This window comes from Luteimonas sp. GW821-FHT14E02 (assembly GCF_058803905.1).
The window spans coordinates 229013-243517 of sequence record NZ_JBXAPK010000006.1 but is presented as its reverse complement, the minus strand read 5'-3'; the positions used below and the strand labels follow the sequence as shown (position 1 = coordinate 243517).

At 64.0% G+C, this 14505-nt stretch carries 11 protein-coding genes; 7 read left to right on the top strand and 4 right to left on the bottom strand.

Annotated features, from left to right (window positions below):
* Window positions 1-22 precede the first annotated feature (22 nt).
* The 5 genes from tsaE (at window position 23) to AC1RNP_RS12125 (ending at window position 6299) form a co-directional block, all read left to right on the top strand.
* Window positions 23-502, top strand: a complete 480-nt coding sequence (tsaE, locus tag AC1RNP_RS12145; protein WP_493051526.1) for a tRNA (adenosine(37)-N6)-threonylcarbamoyltransferase complex ATPase subunit type 1 TsaE — start codon at window positions 23-25, stop codon at window positions 500-502.
* An 88-nt stretch (window positions 503-590) separates the two neighbouring features.
* Window positions 591-2249 (top strand): N-acetylmuramoyl-L-alanine amidase, encoded by a 1659-nt coding sequence (locus AC1RNP_RS12140; RefSeq protein WP_493051525.1) that lies wholly within the window; start codon window positions 591-593, stop codon window positions 2247-2249.
* A 126-nt stretch (window positions 2250-2375) separates the two neighbouring features.
* Window positions 2376-4229, top strand: coding sequence for a DNA mismatch repair endonuclease MutL (gene mutL, locus AC1RNP_RS12135; RefSeq protein WP_493051524.1), 1854 nt, complete (start codon window positions 2376-2378; stop codon window positions 4227-4229).
* A 44-nt stretch (window positions 4230-4273) separates the two neighbouring features.
* Window positions 4274-5221 carry a DUF1684 domain-containing protein gene (locus AC1RNP_RS12130; RefSeq protein WP_493051523.1) on the top strand — a complete coding sequence of 316 codons (948 nt, stop codon included), beginning with the start codon at window positions 4274-4276 and terminating at the stop codon, window positions 5219-5221.
* 22 nt (window positions 5222-5243) lie between these two features.
* Complete coding sequence (locus AC1RNP_RS12125; RefSeq protein WP_493051580.1) at window positions 5244-6299, top strand: TraB/GumN family protein; 1056 nt, start codon at window positions 5244-5246, stop codon at window positions 6297-6299.
* Between the two features lie 3 nt (window positions 6300-6302).
* Here the strand turns inward: AC1RNP_RS12125 and rnfB are convergent, their stop codons facing one another.
* A complete protein-coding gene (gene rnfB / locus AC1RNP_RS12120) occupies window positions 6303-6713 on the bottom strand; it encodes an Rnf electron transport complex subunit RnfB (protein ID WP_493051522.1) in 411 nt (136 codons plus the stop codon).
* 165 nt (window positions 6714-6878) lie between these two features.
* Window positions 6879-8945: a methionine--tRNA ligase gene (metG, locus tag AC1RNP_RS12115; RefSeq protein ID WP_493051521.1), complete on the bottom strand. Its 2067-nt coding sequence runs from the start codon at window positions 8943-8945 to the stop codon at window positions 6879-6881.
* A gap of 237 nt (window positions 8946-9182) precedes the next feature.
* Here metG and AC1RNP_RS12110 point away from each other — a divergent pair, with 237 nt between their 5' ends.
* A complete protein-coding gene (locus AC1RNP_RS12110; RefSeq protein ID WP_493051519.1) occupies window positions 9183-9764 on the top strand; it encodes a chalcone isomerase family protein in 582 nt (193 codons plus the stop codon).
* Window positions 9765-9978: 214 nt separating this feature from the next.
* Here AC1RNP_RS12110 and AC1RNP_RS12105 read toward each other — a convergent pair whose 3' ends face one another.
* Together AC1RNP_RS12105 and AC1RNP_RS12100 are read right to left on the bottom strand one after the other, a co-directional pair.
* Entirely contained in the window at window positions 9979-10410 is a 432-nt protein-coding gene (locus AC1RNP_RS12105) for a DUF2147 domain-containing protein (protein WP_493051579.1), read from the bottom strand.
* Window positions 10411-10586: 176 nt separating this feature from the next.
* A complete protein-coding gene (locus tag AC1RNP_RS12100; RefSeq protein WP_493051518.1) occupies window positions 10587-13406 on the bottom strand; it encodes a TonB-dependent receptor plug domain-containing protein in 2820 nt (939 codons plus the stop codon).
* Window positions 13407-13625: 219 nt separating this feature from the next.
* On the opposite strand from AC1RNP_RS12100, the gene apbC reads away from it, so the two are divergent.
* A complete protein-coding gene (gene apbC / locus AC1RNP_RS12095; RefSeq protein WP_493051517.1) occupies window positions 13626-14480 on the top strand; it encodes an iron-sulfur cluster carrier protein ApbC in 855 nt (284 codons plus the stop codon).
* The last annotated feature ends 25 nt before the right edge of the window (window positions 14481-14505 follow it).

The following is a 14505-nucleotide window of genomic DNA, read 5'->3' as shown; positions in this document are numbered from 1 at the left end:
CACCGTAATGACAGCGGCCACGATGGCTCCCATCGAAATGTTCCTGAGCGACAGCGACGCCACCGATTCGCTCGCGCGCGCGCTCGCCGCGACGCAACCCGCGCGAGCGAGCGTGCATCTGCGTGGCGATCTCGGCGCCGGGAAATCCACGCTCGCGCGTGCGTGGCTGCGCGCGCTCGGCGTGACGGGCGCGGTGCGCAGTCCGACCTACACCTTGGTGGAACGTTACGACACCACGCGCGGCGAAGCCTTGCATCTGGATCTGTATCGCATCGGCGACGCGGGTGAGCTCGAATTCCTCGGACTCGACGACAGCGACGCCGCGCTGTGGCTGGTCGAATGGCCCGAACGTGGGCAGGGCGGCTTGCCGCCCCCGGACCTGCGGGTGGAGCTGGCGGTGCAGGGAACCGGACGGGCCGCCCGGCTGGTCCCGGCCAGCCCGGCGGGGGTGACCTGGTTAGCCAGGCTATCCGAGTTTTGGTGGGTTGCGGGCCTTTCCTGAATCGAACCCGTAGCAAAGGTCGCCAGGCTACGGATTTGTAAGGGAAAACTGATTGCAAAAATCCCCGCTTGATGCTTGACTACGGCGCATGCGAGTCAAGGGGGCCACCTTCCAACAATTCCTGCTCGGCCTGGCCTTATTGGCCGCGCTGGCGTGGAATCTTGCGCGCGCCTCCGAAAATCAGAACAGTGTCAATCACTTGCGTGTGAATGCCGGTGCCACGGGCACCCGCGCCGAAGTGGTCCTGGACAAGCAGGCCGAATTCCAGGTCCTGACCCTGTCCAACCCCGACCGCCTGGTCGTCGATCTGCCGGGTACCAGCCTGGGCCGTGGCGTGAAGCTGCCGGGGCCGACGGGGCTGGTGAAGTCCGTCCGCAGCGGCCATCCCGTGCCGGGGACGACCCGCATCGTCTTCGACCTCAATGCCCCGGTCGTGGCGCTGAAGCCACGGTTCGAGAACGGGCCGGACGGCAGCCGTCTGGTCCTCGAATGGCCGGGCGACGAAGGCGCCGCTCCGGCATCCGCCATGGCGAGCAGCGCGCCGGGTCCGACGCCGGCTCCGGCCAATCCGGCGCCAACGGCCGCCCAGGCGCCGGCATCTCCCGGCCCGGCGCCATCCGAAGCCGATCAGTCCGTCGCTTCGGCCGCCGCGACTTCGCGATTGATCGCCTCCGCAGTGCAGTCCAGCGGCTCCCAGCCTTCCGCCCAGACTCCGAATCCGGCATCGCCGCCGCAACCGCAGCCAACGAGCGAACCGTCGTTGCCGCGGACGATGCCGTCCACGTCTTCAGCGTCCAGCGGCGCGCCTTCCAACGGCACGACCGCCGGCAGCATGATCGCCAACGGCACGACCCGCATCGCGACGGGCGTCCCGACGCGCATCGCCACCGGCGTGCCGACGCCGGTCACGCCCGCACCGGCGCGACCCTCTCCCGAGGAGGACGCTCCGCGTCCGGTGACGCGTGCCTGGACGCGCGGCATGCGTCCGCTGATCGTCGCCATCGATCCCGGTCACGGTGGCCAGGATCCCGGCGCGATCGGCATGAATGGCAAGCGCGAGAAGGACGTCACGCTGGCGATCGGCCGCGAACTCGCGCGCCAGATCAACGCCACGCCGGGCCTGAAGGCCTACATGACCCGCGACCGCGACGTGTTCATCCCGCTGCCGCGCCGCGCGCAGCTGGCGCGCGCCGCCAAGGCCGACATCTTCGTCTCGATCCATGCCGACGCCGCGGAGAATCGCAGCGCCAATGGCTCTTCCGTCTACGTGCTCTCGCTGAAGGGCGCGTCTTCGCAGCGCGCGCGCTGGCTCGCCGACAAGGAAAACGCCGCCGACCTGATCGGCGGGCGCATGCCGGCCGCCGACAACACGCTGGCCTCGGTGCTGCTCGACCTCACCCAGAGCGGCCACATGAAGGCTTCGGAAGACGCGGCCAACCATGTCCTGAGCGGCCTGTCCCGCGTCGGCAGCAACCACAAGGCGCGCATCGAGCGCGCCAACTTCGCCGTGCTGCGCACCTCCGACATGCCGGCGATGCTGGTGGAGACGGCCTTCATCTCGAACCCCGAGGAAGAGCGCCTGCTGTCCGACCCGTCCTACCAGCGCACGCTGGCACGCGCGGTGCTCGGCGGCATCGACGCCTATTTCCAGCAGCAGCCGCCGCCCGGCACGATGTACGCCGCGCGCGCCGATGCGGGTGGTGCCTCGTCGGGCATCGGCGGAGCGGGCGGGGGCGGTAGCCCCTAAGCGCGCGAGACCACGAGGGCGCGCAAGCCTGGGACACGCAAGTCGTAGAGACAAAAAGACGAGACGGGAACGGAAAGTTGTCCGGCGTCTCCCGTCGGTTTCTTCCGTCTCCCGTATCATTCCCGGGTGAGCATCCGTCAGCTTCCCGAAATTCTCATCAATCAGATCGCCGCCGGCGAAGTCGTCGAGCGTCCCGCCTCCGTCGTCAAGGAGCTGGTCGAGAACGCGCTCGATGCCGGCGCGCGCCGCATCGACATCGACCTGGAAGAAGGCGGCGTCCGCCTGATCCGCGTGCGCGATGACGGTGGCGGCATCGCCGCGGACGAACTCCCGCTGGCGATATCGCGTCACGCCACCAGCAAGATCGCCTCGCTGGACGATCTCGAATCCGTTGCCACCCTGGGCTTCCGTGGCGAAGCCCTGCCTTCGATCGCCTCGGTCAGCCGCTTCGTCCTCAGTTCGCGACGCAACGAGGACGAGCGTGGCACGGCCTTGCATGTCGAAGGCGGCAACGTCGGCGAACTCGCGCCGAAGCCGCATCCGCGCGGCACCACCGTCGAGGTGCGCGATCTGTTCTACAACGTGCCGGCGCGACGCAAGTTCCTGCGCGCGGAGCGCACCGAACTCGGCCACATCGAGGAATGGCTGCGCTCGCTGGCGCTGGCGCGTCCGGATGTGGAACTGCGCGTCTCGCACAACGGCAAACCATCACGCCGCTACAAAGGCGATGGCGAACTGTTCTCCGGCGAGCGCCTGGTCGAAACCCTGGGCGAGGAATTCGCCAAGCACGCGCTGCGCGTCGAGCACGAAGCCGCCGGACTGCGACTGCACGGCTGGATCGCGCAGCCGGTGTATTCGCGTGCCAGCGCCGATCAGCAATACCTCTACGTCAACGGCCGCAGCGTGCGCGACCGCAACATCGCGCACGCGGTGAAGCAGGCCTACGCCGACGTGCTGTTCCATGGCCGCCAGCCGGCCTACGTGCTGTTCCTGGAACTCGATCCGACACGGGTCGACGTCAACGTGCATCCGGCCAAGCACGAGGTGCGATTCCGCGATTCGCGGCTCGTCCACGATTTCGTCTATCGCACGCTGCACGACGCGCTCGCGGAGACGCGCGCGGGCGCTGGTGCCGCGGTCTCGACGGGCGCGTCGCAATCGATGGCGGTCGCGGAGGGCGGGATGCAGGCCGCTCCCGCTTGGTCGTCGAATCCGCCGCCATATGCGTTCGGCGCATCGCAGCAAGGCCTGTCGCTGCGCGTGGACGAGGCGCGCGCGGCTTATGCGGCGCTTTATGGGCCGTCTTCCGCACCGGCCATGCAGCCAACCGGGCAGGCGGGACTGGAAGCCCCCATCGTCGCGAACTACGGCTTGCCGGAAACGCGCGACGACAGCGTGCCGCCGCTCGGCTACGCGATCGCGCAGCTGCACGGTATTTACGTATTGGCCGAAACCGCCGACGGCCTGATCGTCGTCGACATGCACGCCGCGCACGAGCGCATCGGCTACGAAAAACTGAAGAACGCGCACGACGGCGAGGGCCTGCGCACGCAACCGCTGCTCGTACCGCAGAGTGTCGCCGTGAGCGAGCGCGAGGCCGACGTCGCCGAACGCGAGGCCGTAACCCTGGCCGAACTGGGCTTTGAGCTCACGCGCACCGGCCCGCAGACGCTGCTGCTGCGCAGCGTGCCGGCGTTGCTGGCCCAGGGCGATACCGAAGCCCTGCTGCGCGACGTGCTGACCGATCTGCGCGAGCATGGCGAAAGCCTGCGCGTGAAATCGGCGCGCGACGAATTGCTGTCGACGATGGCCTGTCATGGCGCTGTCCGCGCGCATCGTCGTCTGACCGTTCCGGAGATGAACGCGCTGCTGCGCGAGATGGAAGCCACCGAGCGCTCCGGACAATGCAATCACGGGCGCCCCACCTGGGCGCGCTTCACCCTTCCCGAAATCGATCGCTGGTTCCTGCGAGGACGCTGATGACAATGCGAAAAACGATGGTGCGCTTCACGAGGGTATGTCTCATGCTGTTGTGTGGCTGCGTGCTTGCCGCGTGCGGCGAATCCTCGCAATCGACATCTGCGGCGGCGACGGCCAAGCCGGACTCGGCACCGACGTCGGCGCCGGCGAAACCCGCCAGCCCCGCTTTCGTCGCCGAGGAAGACGCCTGGCGCAAGGAACGCCATGACAATCTGCTCAAGCCCGACGGCTGGACCAGCCTGATCGGTCTGCACTGGATCCAGCTCAAGGCGCATTACATCGGCAGCAGCCCAGGCAGCGGCATCCGTCTCGCCAAGGGGCCGGAGAAGATGGGCCTGCTGCAGCAGAAGGACGGCGAGCTGTTCTTCACGCCCGAACGAGGCGTGGTGCTGACCCTCGACGACAAGCCGCTCAAGGGGCGCGTGCAACTGTTCGACGACAAGAGCGAGACGCCGAGCGTGATCGGCTTCGACGACGGCAAGGGCAAGATCACGGTGATCGAGCGTAGCGGTCGCCGTGCCTTGCGCGTCAAGCACGCCGATGCGGAAACCCGCACCGGATTCGCCGGACTCGAATACTGGCCAACCGATCCGTCGTGGAAGGTCGACGCCAAGTTCGTCGCCAACGCGCCGGGCAAGACGATTCCGATTCCCGACATCATCGGCGACACCAACGACGTGCCGAATCCGGGCGCGGTGGAATTCCAGCGCGACGGCAAGACCTATCGCATCGAGGCGCTGGACGAAGGCGACGGCAGCCTGTTCCTGATCTTCGCCGATCGCACCAACGGCCATGGCAGCTACAGCGCGGGACGTTTCCTATATGCCGACAAACCCGACGCCACCGGCAAGGTCGTGCTCGATTTCAATCGCGCCTACAACCCGCCGTGCGCGTTCACGCCGTTCGCGACCTGCCCGTTGCCGCCGCCGGAGAACCGGCTCGATCTGGCGATCACGTCCGGCGAGAAGCAGTACGCCGCGTCCAAGCACTGATCCGAAGAACGTCATGCTCACGATGCCGATCGCAAAACTCCGCACCGCGCTGCTGCCCTTGGCGGCCTGTCTCCTGCTGATCAGCGGCGCCGATGCGCAGTCGCCGGATTCGATGCCCGCCGTGCAGCCGCCTGTTGTGCATTCGAGCCTGCCGGTGGAAACCGTCGTGTTCGTGCCGCCGAAGGATCCGCCGGTGCCGCTGCTGTGGAAGGTGTCCGATGCGGACAACGCGGTCTATCTGCTGGGCTCGTTCCATTTGCTCAAACCCGATGACTATCCTTTGTCGTCGGATGTGAACAAGGCATTCGCCGACTCGAAATCACTGGTGTTCGAACTCGGGCCGGATGAAATGACCTCGCCGCAGCTGGGATTGCGGATGGCGCAGGCGGCCATGCGCCTGGACGGCAAGACGCTCGATAGCGAACTGTCGCCCGAGCTGAGGGCGAAACTGAAAGCGTGGGTCGATGCCAATCAGAGTTCCCTGCAGCAGATCGGCATGCCGCCACAGGCGCTGCAACGTTTCGAGCCGTGGTACGTCGGCCTGCTGATCACGCTGATCGAGATGGGAAAATATGGCCTGGATGCCAAGCTCGGCCTCGATCAGCATTTCATCGCCGCAGCCGCCGCGGCGAAGAAGCCGGCCTCCGGTCTGGAGACGGCGGACGAGCAGATCGCCTTCCTCGACGGGATGAATGGCGATGAGCAGTTGCAGTTCCTCGATGAATCCATCTCGGAAGCGAACGAGGGCAACCAGGAAATCGAGGACATGCACACGGCCTGGCGCGCCGCCGACGAAGCCAAGCTGTGGGACGAGATGGCGGCGGAGATGAAGCAGGAATATCCCAGGCTGTACCAGCGCATCAACGTCGCGCGCAACGATACCTGGGTGCCGAAGATCGAGGCGATGTTGAGCGAACCCGGGACCGACGACACGCTGGTGGTGGTCGGGACGCTGCATCTGCTGGGCAGCGACGGCGTCGTCGAGAAACTGCGTGCGAAGGGTTATACGGTCGAGCGCATCTGCTCGGTCTGCAAGACCCAGGGTGCGGCGCCGAAAAAGAAATCGCGCCGGCGCTGATCGTCAGGCGCTAACAATCATCTCGATGCAATCGACCGGGCAGGCGGGCACGCAAAGCTCGCAGCCGGTGCACAGCGGTTCGAGCACGGTGTGCATCAGTTTCGAACCGCCGATGATGGCGTCAACCGGGCAGGCCTGGATGCACTTGGTGCAGCCGATGCAGTCGGCCTCGATGACGACGGCGACGCTCGGCGGTTTGTGCGTGCCCCGCGTGCGGTCGTAAGGCTTTTCTGGCACGTCCAGTAGCCTCGCGAGCGTACGTGCGCCCGCGTCGCCGCCCGGCGGGCAGCGATCGATGTCCGCCTCGTGACGCGCCATCGCCTCGGCGTAGGGCCGGCAGCCGTCGTAGCCGCATTGCCCGCACTGGGTTTGCGGCAGGAGGCGATCGATGCGGTTGATGAGGTCGGCGGACATCGGACGAATGGTTGGCAAGTCGCGAGCGTACTGCTGTTGCTCGTCATTCCCGCGAAGGCAGGAATCCAGGAGCTTTGTTCTTTAGGAGGCCATCTGGCGGCCAAGCAAAAGACACTGGATTCGCGCCTTCGCGGGAATGACGAGCAGAAGCAGGCCCGGCCGCTTTCATCGCACCGGCATGCCCGGCTGCGCGCCCGCATCAGCATCGAGCAGTTTCAGATCGCCGCCGTCGAAACCGGCGGACAGGATCATGCCTTCGCTCACGCCAAAGCGCATCTTGCGCGGCGCCAGATTGGCGATGAAGACGACGTTGCGTCCAACCAGCTTCTCCGGCTCGCCGTAGCTGGCGCGAATGCCCGAGAAGATCTGGCGCTTACCCAGTTCGCCGGCATCCAGTTCGAAGCGCAGCAGCTTGTCCGAGCCGTCGACGAAGGAACAGGCCAGCACCTTGCCGATGCGCAGGTCGAGCTTGGCGAAATCGTCGATGCCAACCGTCTCGCCGAGGGCCGGAGCCGTGGACGTGGCCGGCGCCGCGGCAACGGGCGCGGCTTTCGCGGCTTCGTTGCCATTGCCGGTGGACGAAAGGGTTTCCTTGCTGGCTTCGGTCATGGCTTCGATCTGTTTCGGGTCGAGTCGGGTGAACAATGGTGTGTAGGGCTGGATCACGTGGTCGAGCAAAGGCGCATCGAGCGCGTGCCAGTTGTCGAGCGGCGTGGCGAGGAAGTGTGCGATCTGGCGCGTCATCGCCGGCAACACCGGTGCGAGCGCCGCGGACAGGACGCGAAACAGGTTCAGTCCTTGCGTACAAACACGCTGCAACTCGTCCTCGGCGCCTTCCTGCTTCGCCAGCCCCCAGGGCTTGTGGTCGTCGATGTAGCGGTTGGCTTCGTCGGCCAGCGCCATGGTCGCGCGCAACGCGGACGCGGCGTCGTTGCGCTCGTAGGCCTCGCGCACGGGCGCGAGCGACTCGACGAAGCGTGCATACATCGCCGCATCGGGCAACGCGGCGGCGAGGCGTCCGCCGAAACGCTTCTCGATGAAGCCGGCGCAGCGGCTGGCGAGGTTGACGAACTTGCCGACCACGTCCGAATTAACGCGCGCGACGAAGTCGCTGAGATTGAGGTCGAGATCGTCGACGCCGCCGGAGGATTTCGCGGCGAAGTAGTAGCGCAAGGCTTCCGGTGGCAGGCCGCTGTCGAGATACGTGCGCGCCATGACGAAGGTGCCGCGCGATTTCGACATCTTGGCGCCGTCCACCATCAGGTAGCCGTTGACGTGCAGCCGCGTCGGCGCGCGGAAGCCGGCGCCATGCAGCACGGCCGGCCAGAACAGGCCGTGGAAGTTGACGATGTCCTTGCCGATGAAGTGGTGCATCTCCGTCGCGCTGTCGCGGGCAAGGTAATCGAAGAAATTCAGGCCGGTGCGCTCGCACAGCGCCTGGAAGCTGCTGAGATAACCGATCGGCGCATCCAGCCAGACGTAGAGGAACTTGCCGGGATGACCGGGGATCTCGAAACCGAAGTAGGGCGCGTCGCGCGAGATGTCCCAGGCGCGCAGTCCGCCTTCGCCATCCAGCCATTCCTGCAGCTTCGCCTTCACGCCGGGCGTGGCGACGTCGCCCGACAGCCATTCGCGCAGGAAGGCATCGAATTGGCCGACCTCGAAGAAGAAATGCTCGGACTCGCGCAGCTCCGGCGTCGCGCCGCTGACCACCGAGTACGGTGATTTCAATTCAGTAGGTGAATACGTCGCGCCGCAGTTCTCGCAGTTGTCTCCGTACTGATCCGGTGTGCCGCAGTTGGGGCAGATGCCCTTCACGTAACGATCGGGTAGGAACATGCCCTTCACCGGATCGTACAGCTGCGCCACCGAGCGCCGCGAGATGTGGCCGTTGGCGTCGAGCTTCGTGTAGAACGCCTCGGTCAGCGCGCGGTTGCGCTCGGAATTGGTCGAGTCGTAGTGATCGAACGCCACTCCGAACGCGGCGAAATCACGCTCGTGGCTGGCCTGGATGCCGGCGATGAACTGCTCCGGCGTGGTCCCGGCCTTTTCCGCCGCCAGCATGATCGGCGTGCCGTGCGTGTCGTCGGCGCAGACGAAATGCGTGGTCGCGCCGGCCATTCGCCGCGCGCGCACCCAGATGTCGGCCTGGATGTAGCCCACCAGATGGCCGAGATGGAGCGGCCCGTTGGCATAGGGCAGGGCGGTCGTGACGAGGGCGGTGCGAGGCATGATGCGTGTGGTGAGGGGTGGCAGACAGGAATGCCTGGATTATCACACGCGGAAGGAGGGGAACGGCTTCCGTTCAGCCCGGCGGGAGGACCATTCCGTCGCGGAACTGCCGTGTTATGTTCCGTCGACTCGATCTCCGGGAGGGGGCGGGTGCTGATGCCGCGCCGACGGTGCGCGCGGCTTTCGACGAGGGTCTTCACCGGTGATTTTTCGACCACAGCCATTGGAGTCAACAGCATGAAACGTGGAGTCAACAGCCGCCTGATCTTGTTTCTCTTGCTCGCTATCGCCACCGCCGCCGCGCCTGCGGCCCAGGTCTCCGGCGTCAAACTCGAGGATTCGGTGACCGTCGGTGGAACCAACCTGGTACTCAATGGCGCCGGTGTGCGCGTCAAGTACGCGATGTTCAAGGTCTACGTGATCGGCCTGTACGTGCCGGCGAAGACCAAGGACGGCAGCGCCATCCAGAACGCCAAGGAGCCGCGCCGCGCCGTGCTGGTGATGAAGCGCGACCTCGAAGCGGCCACGCTGTCCGAAGCGTTCCACGAAGGCCTGGAGAACAGCCTCACGGCCGCCGAGTTCAATGCGCTCAAGCCGCAGATCGCTGAACTCGATGGATTGTTCAAGCAGGTCGGCAACGTGAAAGAGGGTGATCGCCTGACGCTGGACTTCAGCGCCGAGGGCAGCACCCGGATCAGCTACAAGGGCAAGCAGCTCGATGAAATCCGCAGTCCGCAGATGGTGTCGGCGCTGCTGGGTCTGTGGGTCGGCAAGAAGCCGGTGCAGGAAGACCTCAAGACCGCGTTGCTGAAAGGGTGAGGGATTGCGCTTAGCCGATGCCCTATCGGCATCGGCTGCGGTCCCGAACGCCCGGCCATGGATCTAGAGCCGCGCCGTCAGCGCGGCGATAGGCCGGACGTTCCGAAGCCTGTATCGCCGCGTCATGGACGGCATCGCGTGCGACTGAGCGCCAATCCCTTTCCAGCATCGGTCGCAATCGCTTGATTCAGCCATCCGGATCGCGAAAGCGTTCCTACTGTTGGTGCAACCAGACTTGCTGGCGGCAGATGAAAGCAATGCATCCCGACATGCCAAGTTTCCGCCCGCCATCCAGAAGCTCGAGCTTGGACTTGTAGGTCTTTCCGTTGTTCGGGTCGAGCACCCGGCCGCCGCTCCAGATTTTTCCGTCCTTCTTGAGTCCCCACAAGATGGTCATGCCCCTGACCGGCTTGTCCTTGTTGGTGCCTTCGCACTTCTCGCACAACGGATTCGGTCCGTGTTCGGACTGCAGAATCTCCACCACCTTGCCCTGCAGTGTCCCGTTCGACGCCTGGGTGATCTCCACGATCGACTTCGGCTTGCCGGTTTCGTCGTCGATGGTTTTCCAGCGGCCGATCGGTGAATCCTGCGCGGATGCGGCGGCGGGCAGCAATGCGAGCAGGAACAGGCAGGCGACGGATCGAATACGCATCTTTCTCTCCCAGGAAGGCTGATGACGGTTCTAGCGTACCCGATGCGCCTTTGGGTTGCTGATTCCGGCGGCGGCATGTCTGGTCGAGCGCTTGTGCCTCAGGGCTTCGATTTTGGACCGACCAAAAAGCAGAAGCCCGGCTTTCGCCGGGCTTCCGTGTCTTGCATGGATCAGTTGAACTTGTACTTGAAGCTGGCGAAAACCTCGCGGCCGATCGGGCTGTAGGCGCGCCAGAAGAACGGATACGAGTTGTACGTATTGTCCTTCGGGTGCAGCTCGTCGAGCACGTTGTTGACCGCGATGCCAATCGTGGCTTTCTCGGTGATTTCCTTCTGGACTGCCAGGTTCCAGATGACATAGGAACCAATGCGGCCACTTTCCTCCCAGTTTGGCAGCGAACCCCAGCGGTAACCGTTGACGTTGACGGTCCAGTCGTCCAGTTCCCAGTTCACTTCCCAGTTCACGCGGCTGCGGAAGTTGAAGAACTGCTTGTGGTCGCGGATGTTGCGGATTTCGCTTCCCGGGAACTCCTGATCTTCCATCTTCAGCACATGCGTCCAGCCCAGGCCGAAGTTGAACTGACCCAGCCGGTCGGTGTCGAGGCGATAGCGCCAGCGAGCATCGATACCGCTAGTTTCCAGCATGGTTTGGTTGATTGGGAAGGACAAATAGCTGTCGATTTCATCGTCATTGACTTCATCGACGCCCAGGCGTGTAACTAGGTCGGTGAAGTACTGGCAGTCAGTCGAGCTCGGATCGACAGGATTGCCGGCACGATCAGTTCCCAGGCGGCAGGCTGCTTCCTCGCGCAACAAATAGCTGGGGCTAATATCCTCAACTGCCCCCTCAAGTTTGATTCGATAGTAGTCCATGCTCAGCGACATACCATCGATGATGTCCCACACAAAGCCAAATGTGGCCGATTTGCCTTCCTCTTCGTGCAGGTCCTTGCTGCCCTGACGTGTGCCGAACACGCTGTATGTATATTCCGAGGTGGCGCAAGGGCCATTGGGATCCGTCGGGTTAAAGCCATCGCGTCGGCAGCGGTACTCGTCCAGCACTGTAGTGAAGAAGCCGGATTCTTCCGCAAAGATGTAATGCATGTCCGGTGCGCGGAAACTGGTTGCGTAGCTACCGCGCAACAGCAAGCTTTCAACTGGACGGTATTCGAGACCGGCGGACCAGGTAAAGGCACCATCCACATCCGTAATGTCGTCGTATTTGTCGTAACGGCCCGCCAGACTCATCTTTAGCGGTTCGAGGATCGGAATACTAAATTCGACGCCAATCGCATAGCGATCACGTTCGCCACCGCCCCCAGTGCCGGTCAGATTGTAGATGGGCTCGGATCCCGTGTAATCGGGCCTAATACGCGCATCTGGCTCCAAGTCATATTTCTGGCGCGCTCCTTCGATCGTTGCCGCTATTCCGACAGGGCCGGCAGGAAGTTCGAACAGGTCGCCCGATATAACGAACGAAGCCTGCGAAACTTCCGACTCTGCATCAGTCTTCACCTTGGTGATCATTGACTGAAAAACGTCAGGAGCGAGTGGGGAGAAATAACGATCAGTGTTGAGTTCGTAAATAGGGTATCTACCGAGAATCGGGTCCACCCCGGGGAGTTGCGATCCCAAGAAATATTCGCTGACATTGTTCGCGAGGAGGCGAGGCTGGCTGGTCTTCAGGTCATAGCGAGCGTGCGAGAAAGTGGCTTCCCAGTCGAAACGATCGTTGAACAGAGTGCCGCGCAGTCCCGCGGCGATATCAAAGGATCGCTCCTTGATTTCTGTTTGCTGGGCGCTAAGACCGCCAGCGTCCGACGGAGTGAAAATGCGCTGGCCGTCGACGATCGTGCCCAGATTCGGATCGTAGAAAAGAGGTGTTTGCCAAAATTGTGTCGCTGAGGCGAGGTTGGCATCTGCTTTTGATGCGCTGATCTGGGCGAACGCTTGGAGGCCATTGCTAAAGTCGTATGTGCCATACAAGTAGGCGCTCAGATTGCTGTCTGAGTTGCGGACTTCTTGAGTGGCCGGATATCCAAAATATCCGCAGAGCGTGCCAAGCTGCGGTGACGTCGGGGAAACAAATTCTTCGAACTCCGGGAATGTCCCACTGCAGTTTTCGGTGACCCCAGTTGGCCAGATGCGCAGATTGCCTCCGAGTCGGTCACGTAAGCGAAGGCCTTCAGGGGCTGTAGCGTCTTTCGGATCCACCGACGGATCATCACGATACGAGTCCATGAAATCACGCTGCGAAGCGAAGATTTCCTCGCGCGACAGATACTCGAAGGCGTAGGTGAGGTTCCACTTCTCGCCGGTCTTGCCGCCGACCCACTGCAGGCGTGCGCTGTCGCCGCCGCCACGGGTGGTGGTACCACCGCGCAGGGTGAACTCGTCGCCATCGAAGTTGGTCTTCATGACGATGTTGACCACGCCGGCCACCGCGTCGGAGCCGTAGATCGCCGAGGCGCCGCCCGAGAGCACTTCGATGCGCTCGATGGCCGCTGCCGGGATGTTGGCCAGGTTCACCGCGTTGGACTGGCTGTTGTACGGCATCGGGTAGTCGGCCGTGCGACGCCCGTTGATCAGGATCAGCTGATAGCCGGGGCCGAGGCCGCGCAGGTTCAGGAAGCTGGCGTTGGGCGTGAAGCCGTTCTGGTTGAGTTCGTTCTGCACCGAGCCGGTGAACTGGGTCAACGTCGTCAGTGCGTCGTAAACGGTGGAAAAGCCTTGCTTTTCAATGTCATCGGCGGTGATCACGGTCACCGGCGTCGGACCTTCGATCTCCGCTCGCTTGATGCGCGAGCCGACAACCGTCACCTTGTCGAGTTCGGTCGTGGAGGAAGACGATACTTCGCTCGAGGCTTGCGTGTTCGCTTGTGCTTCCTGTCCTTCCTGGGCCAGGGCGACACCACAAGCCGGCATCAACAGTGCCGCCGACAGCGCGGCCGTCAATTGGTGTCGTCGAATTCCCCATTCATGCACTTTCATCATTGAATCCCCTAGTAATTTCAATAAGTTACGTCCCTTAACGACAAACTTCACATGTCGTACACGTGAACTTAACATGATATTAATAGCGCTGCCACATTCATCTGCCAGCCAGAATCGACAGGCGCGGTTGCCGCCGGGATTTTGTGCGTTGCACAATTCCGAGATTGAGTTCCCGATGCAGAGCAAGCGATGCAACCCCAGACCCGGACGGCCCCGATGAGCGCGCGTCCTCCTTCCCATGTTGTGCAACCGAACCTGCAGCCGCTGGCTCGCATCCGAAACATCATTGCGATCGGCTCGGGAAAGGGCGGCGTGGGCAAGTCCACGACGGCGGTGAACCTGGCCCTGGCCCTGGCCGCCGATGGCGCGCGGGTCGGTGTGCTGGATGCCGACGTCTACGGCCCCAGCGTGCCGATGATGCTGGGCCTGTCCGGACGGCCGGACAGCCCCGATGGCAAGTCGATCGAGCCGATGCAGGCCCACGGTGTCGAGGCGATGTCGATTGGACTGCTGGTCGACCAGGACACCCCGATGATCTGGCGCGGCCCGATGGCCACCTCGGCGCTGACGCAACTGCTCAACGAGACCCTCTGGGGTGGCGAGGAGGGATTGGACTACCTGATCGTCGACCTGCCGCCCGGCACCGGCGACATCCAGCTGACGCTGGCGCAGAAGATTCCGGTGGCCGGCGCGGTGATCGTCACCACGCCGCAGGACGTGGCGACGCTGGATGCCAGGAAGGCGCTGAAGATGTTCGAGAAGGTGCAGGTGCCGGTGCTGGGCCTGATCGAGAACATGGCGATCCACGTATGCTCGAACTGCGGTCATGCCGAACACATCTTCGGCAGCGGCGGCGGCGAGAAGATGGCCGCGCAGTACGGCGTCCCGCTACTGGGCTCGCTGCCGCTGGAGATCGGCATCCGAGAGCAGGGCGATGTCGGTGCGCCGATCGTGGCGGCGAAACCGGATTCGCCGGCCGCTGAAGCCTATCGGCAGGCCGCGCGCAGATTGGCGGAAGAATTGGCGAAGCGGCCGCGCGCGGCGACGCCGATCTCGGCCTCGCTGCTGTAGGGCGGGCCTCGGCCCGCCATCGAGC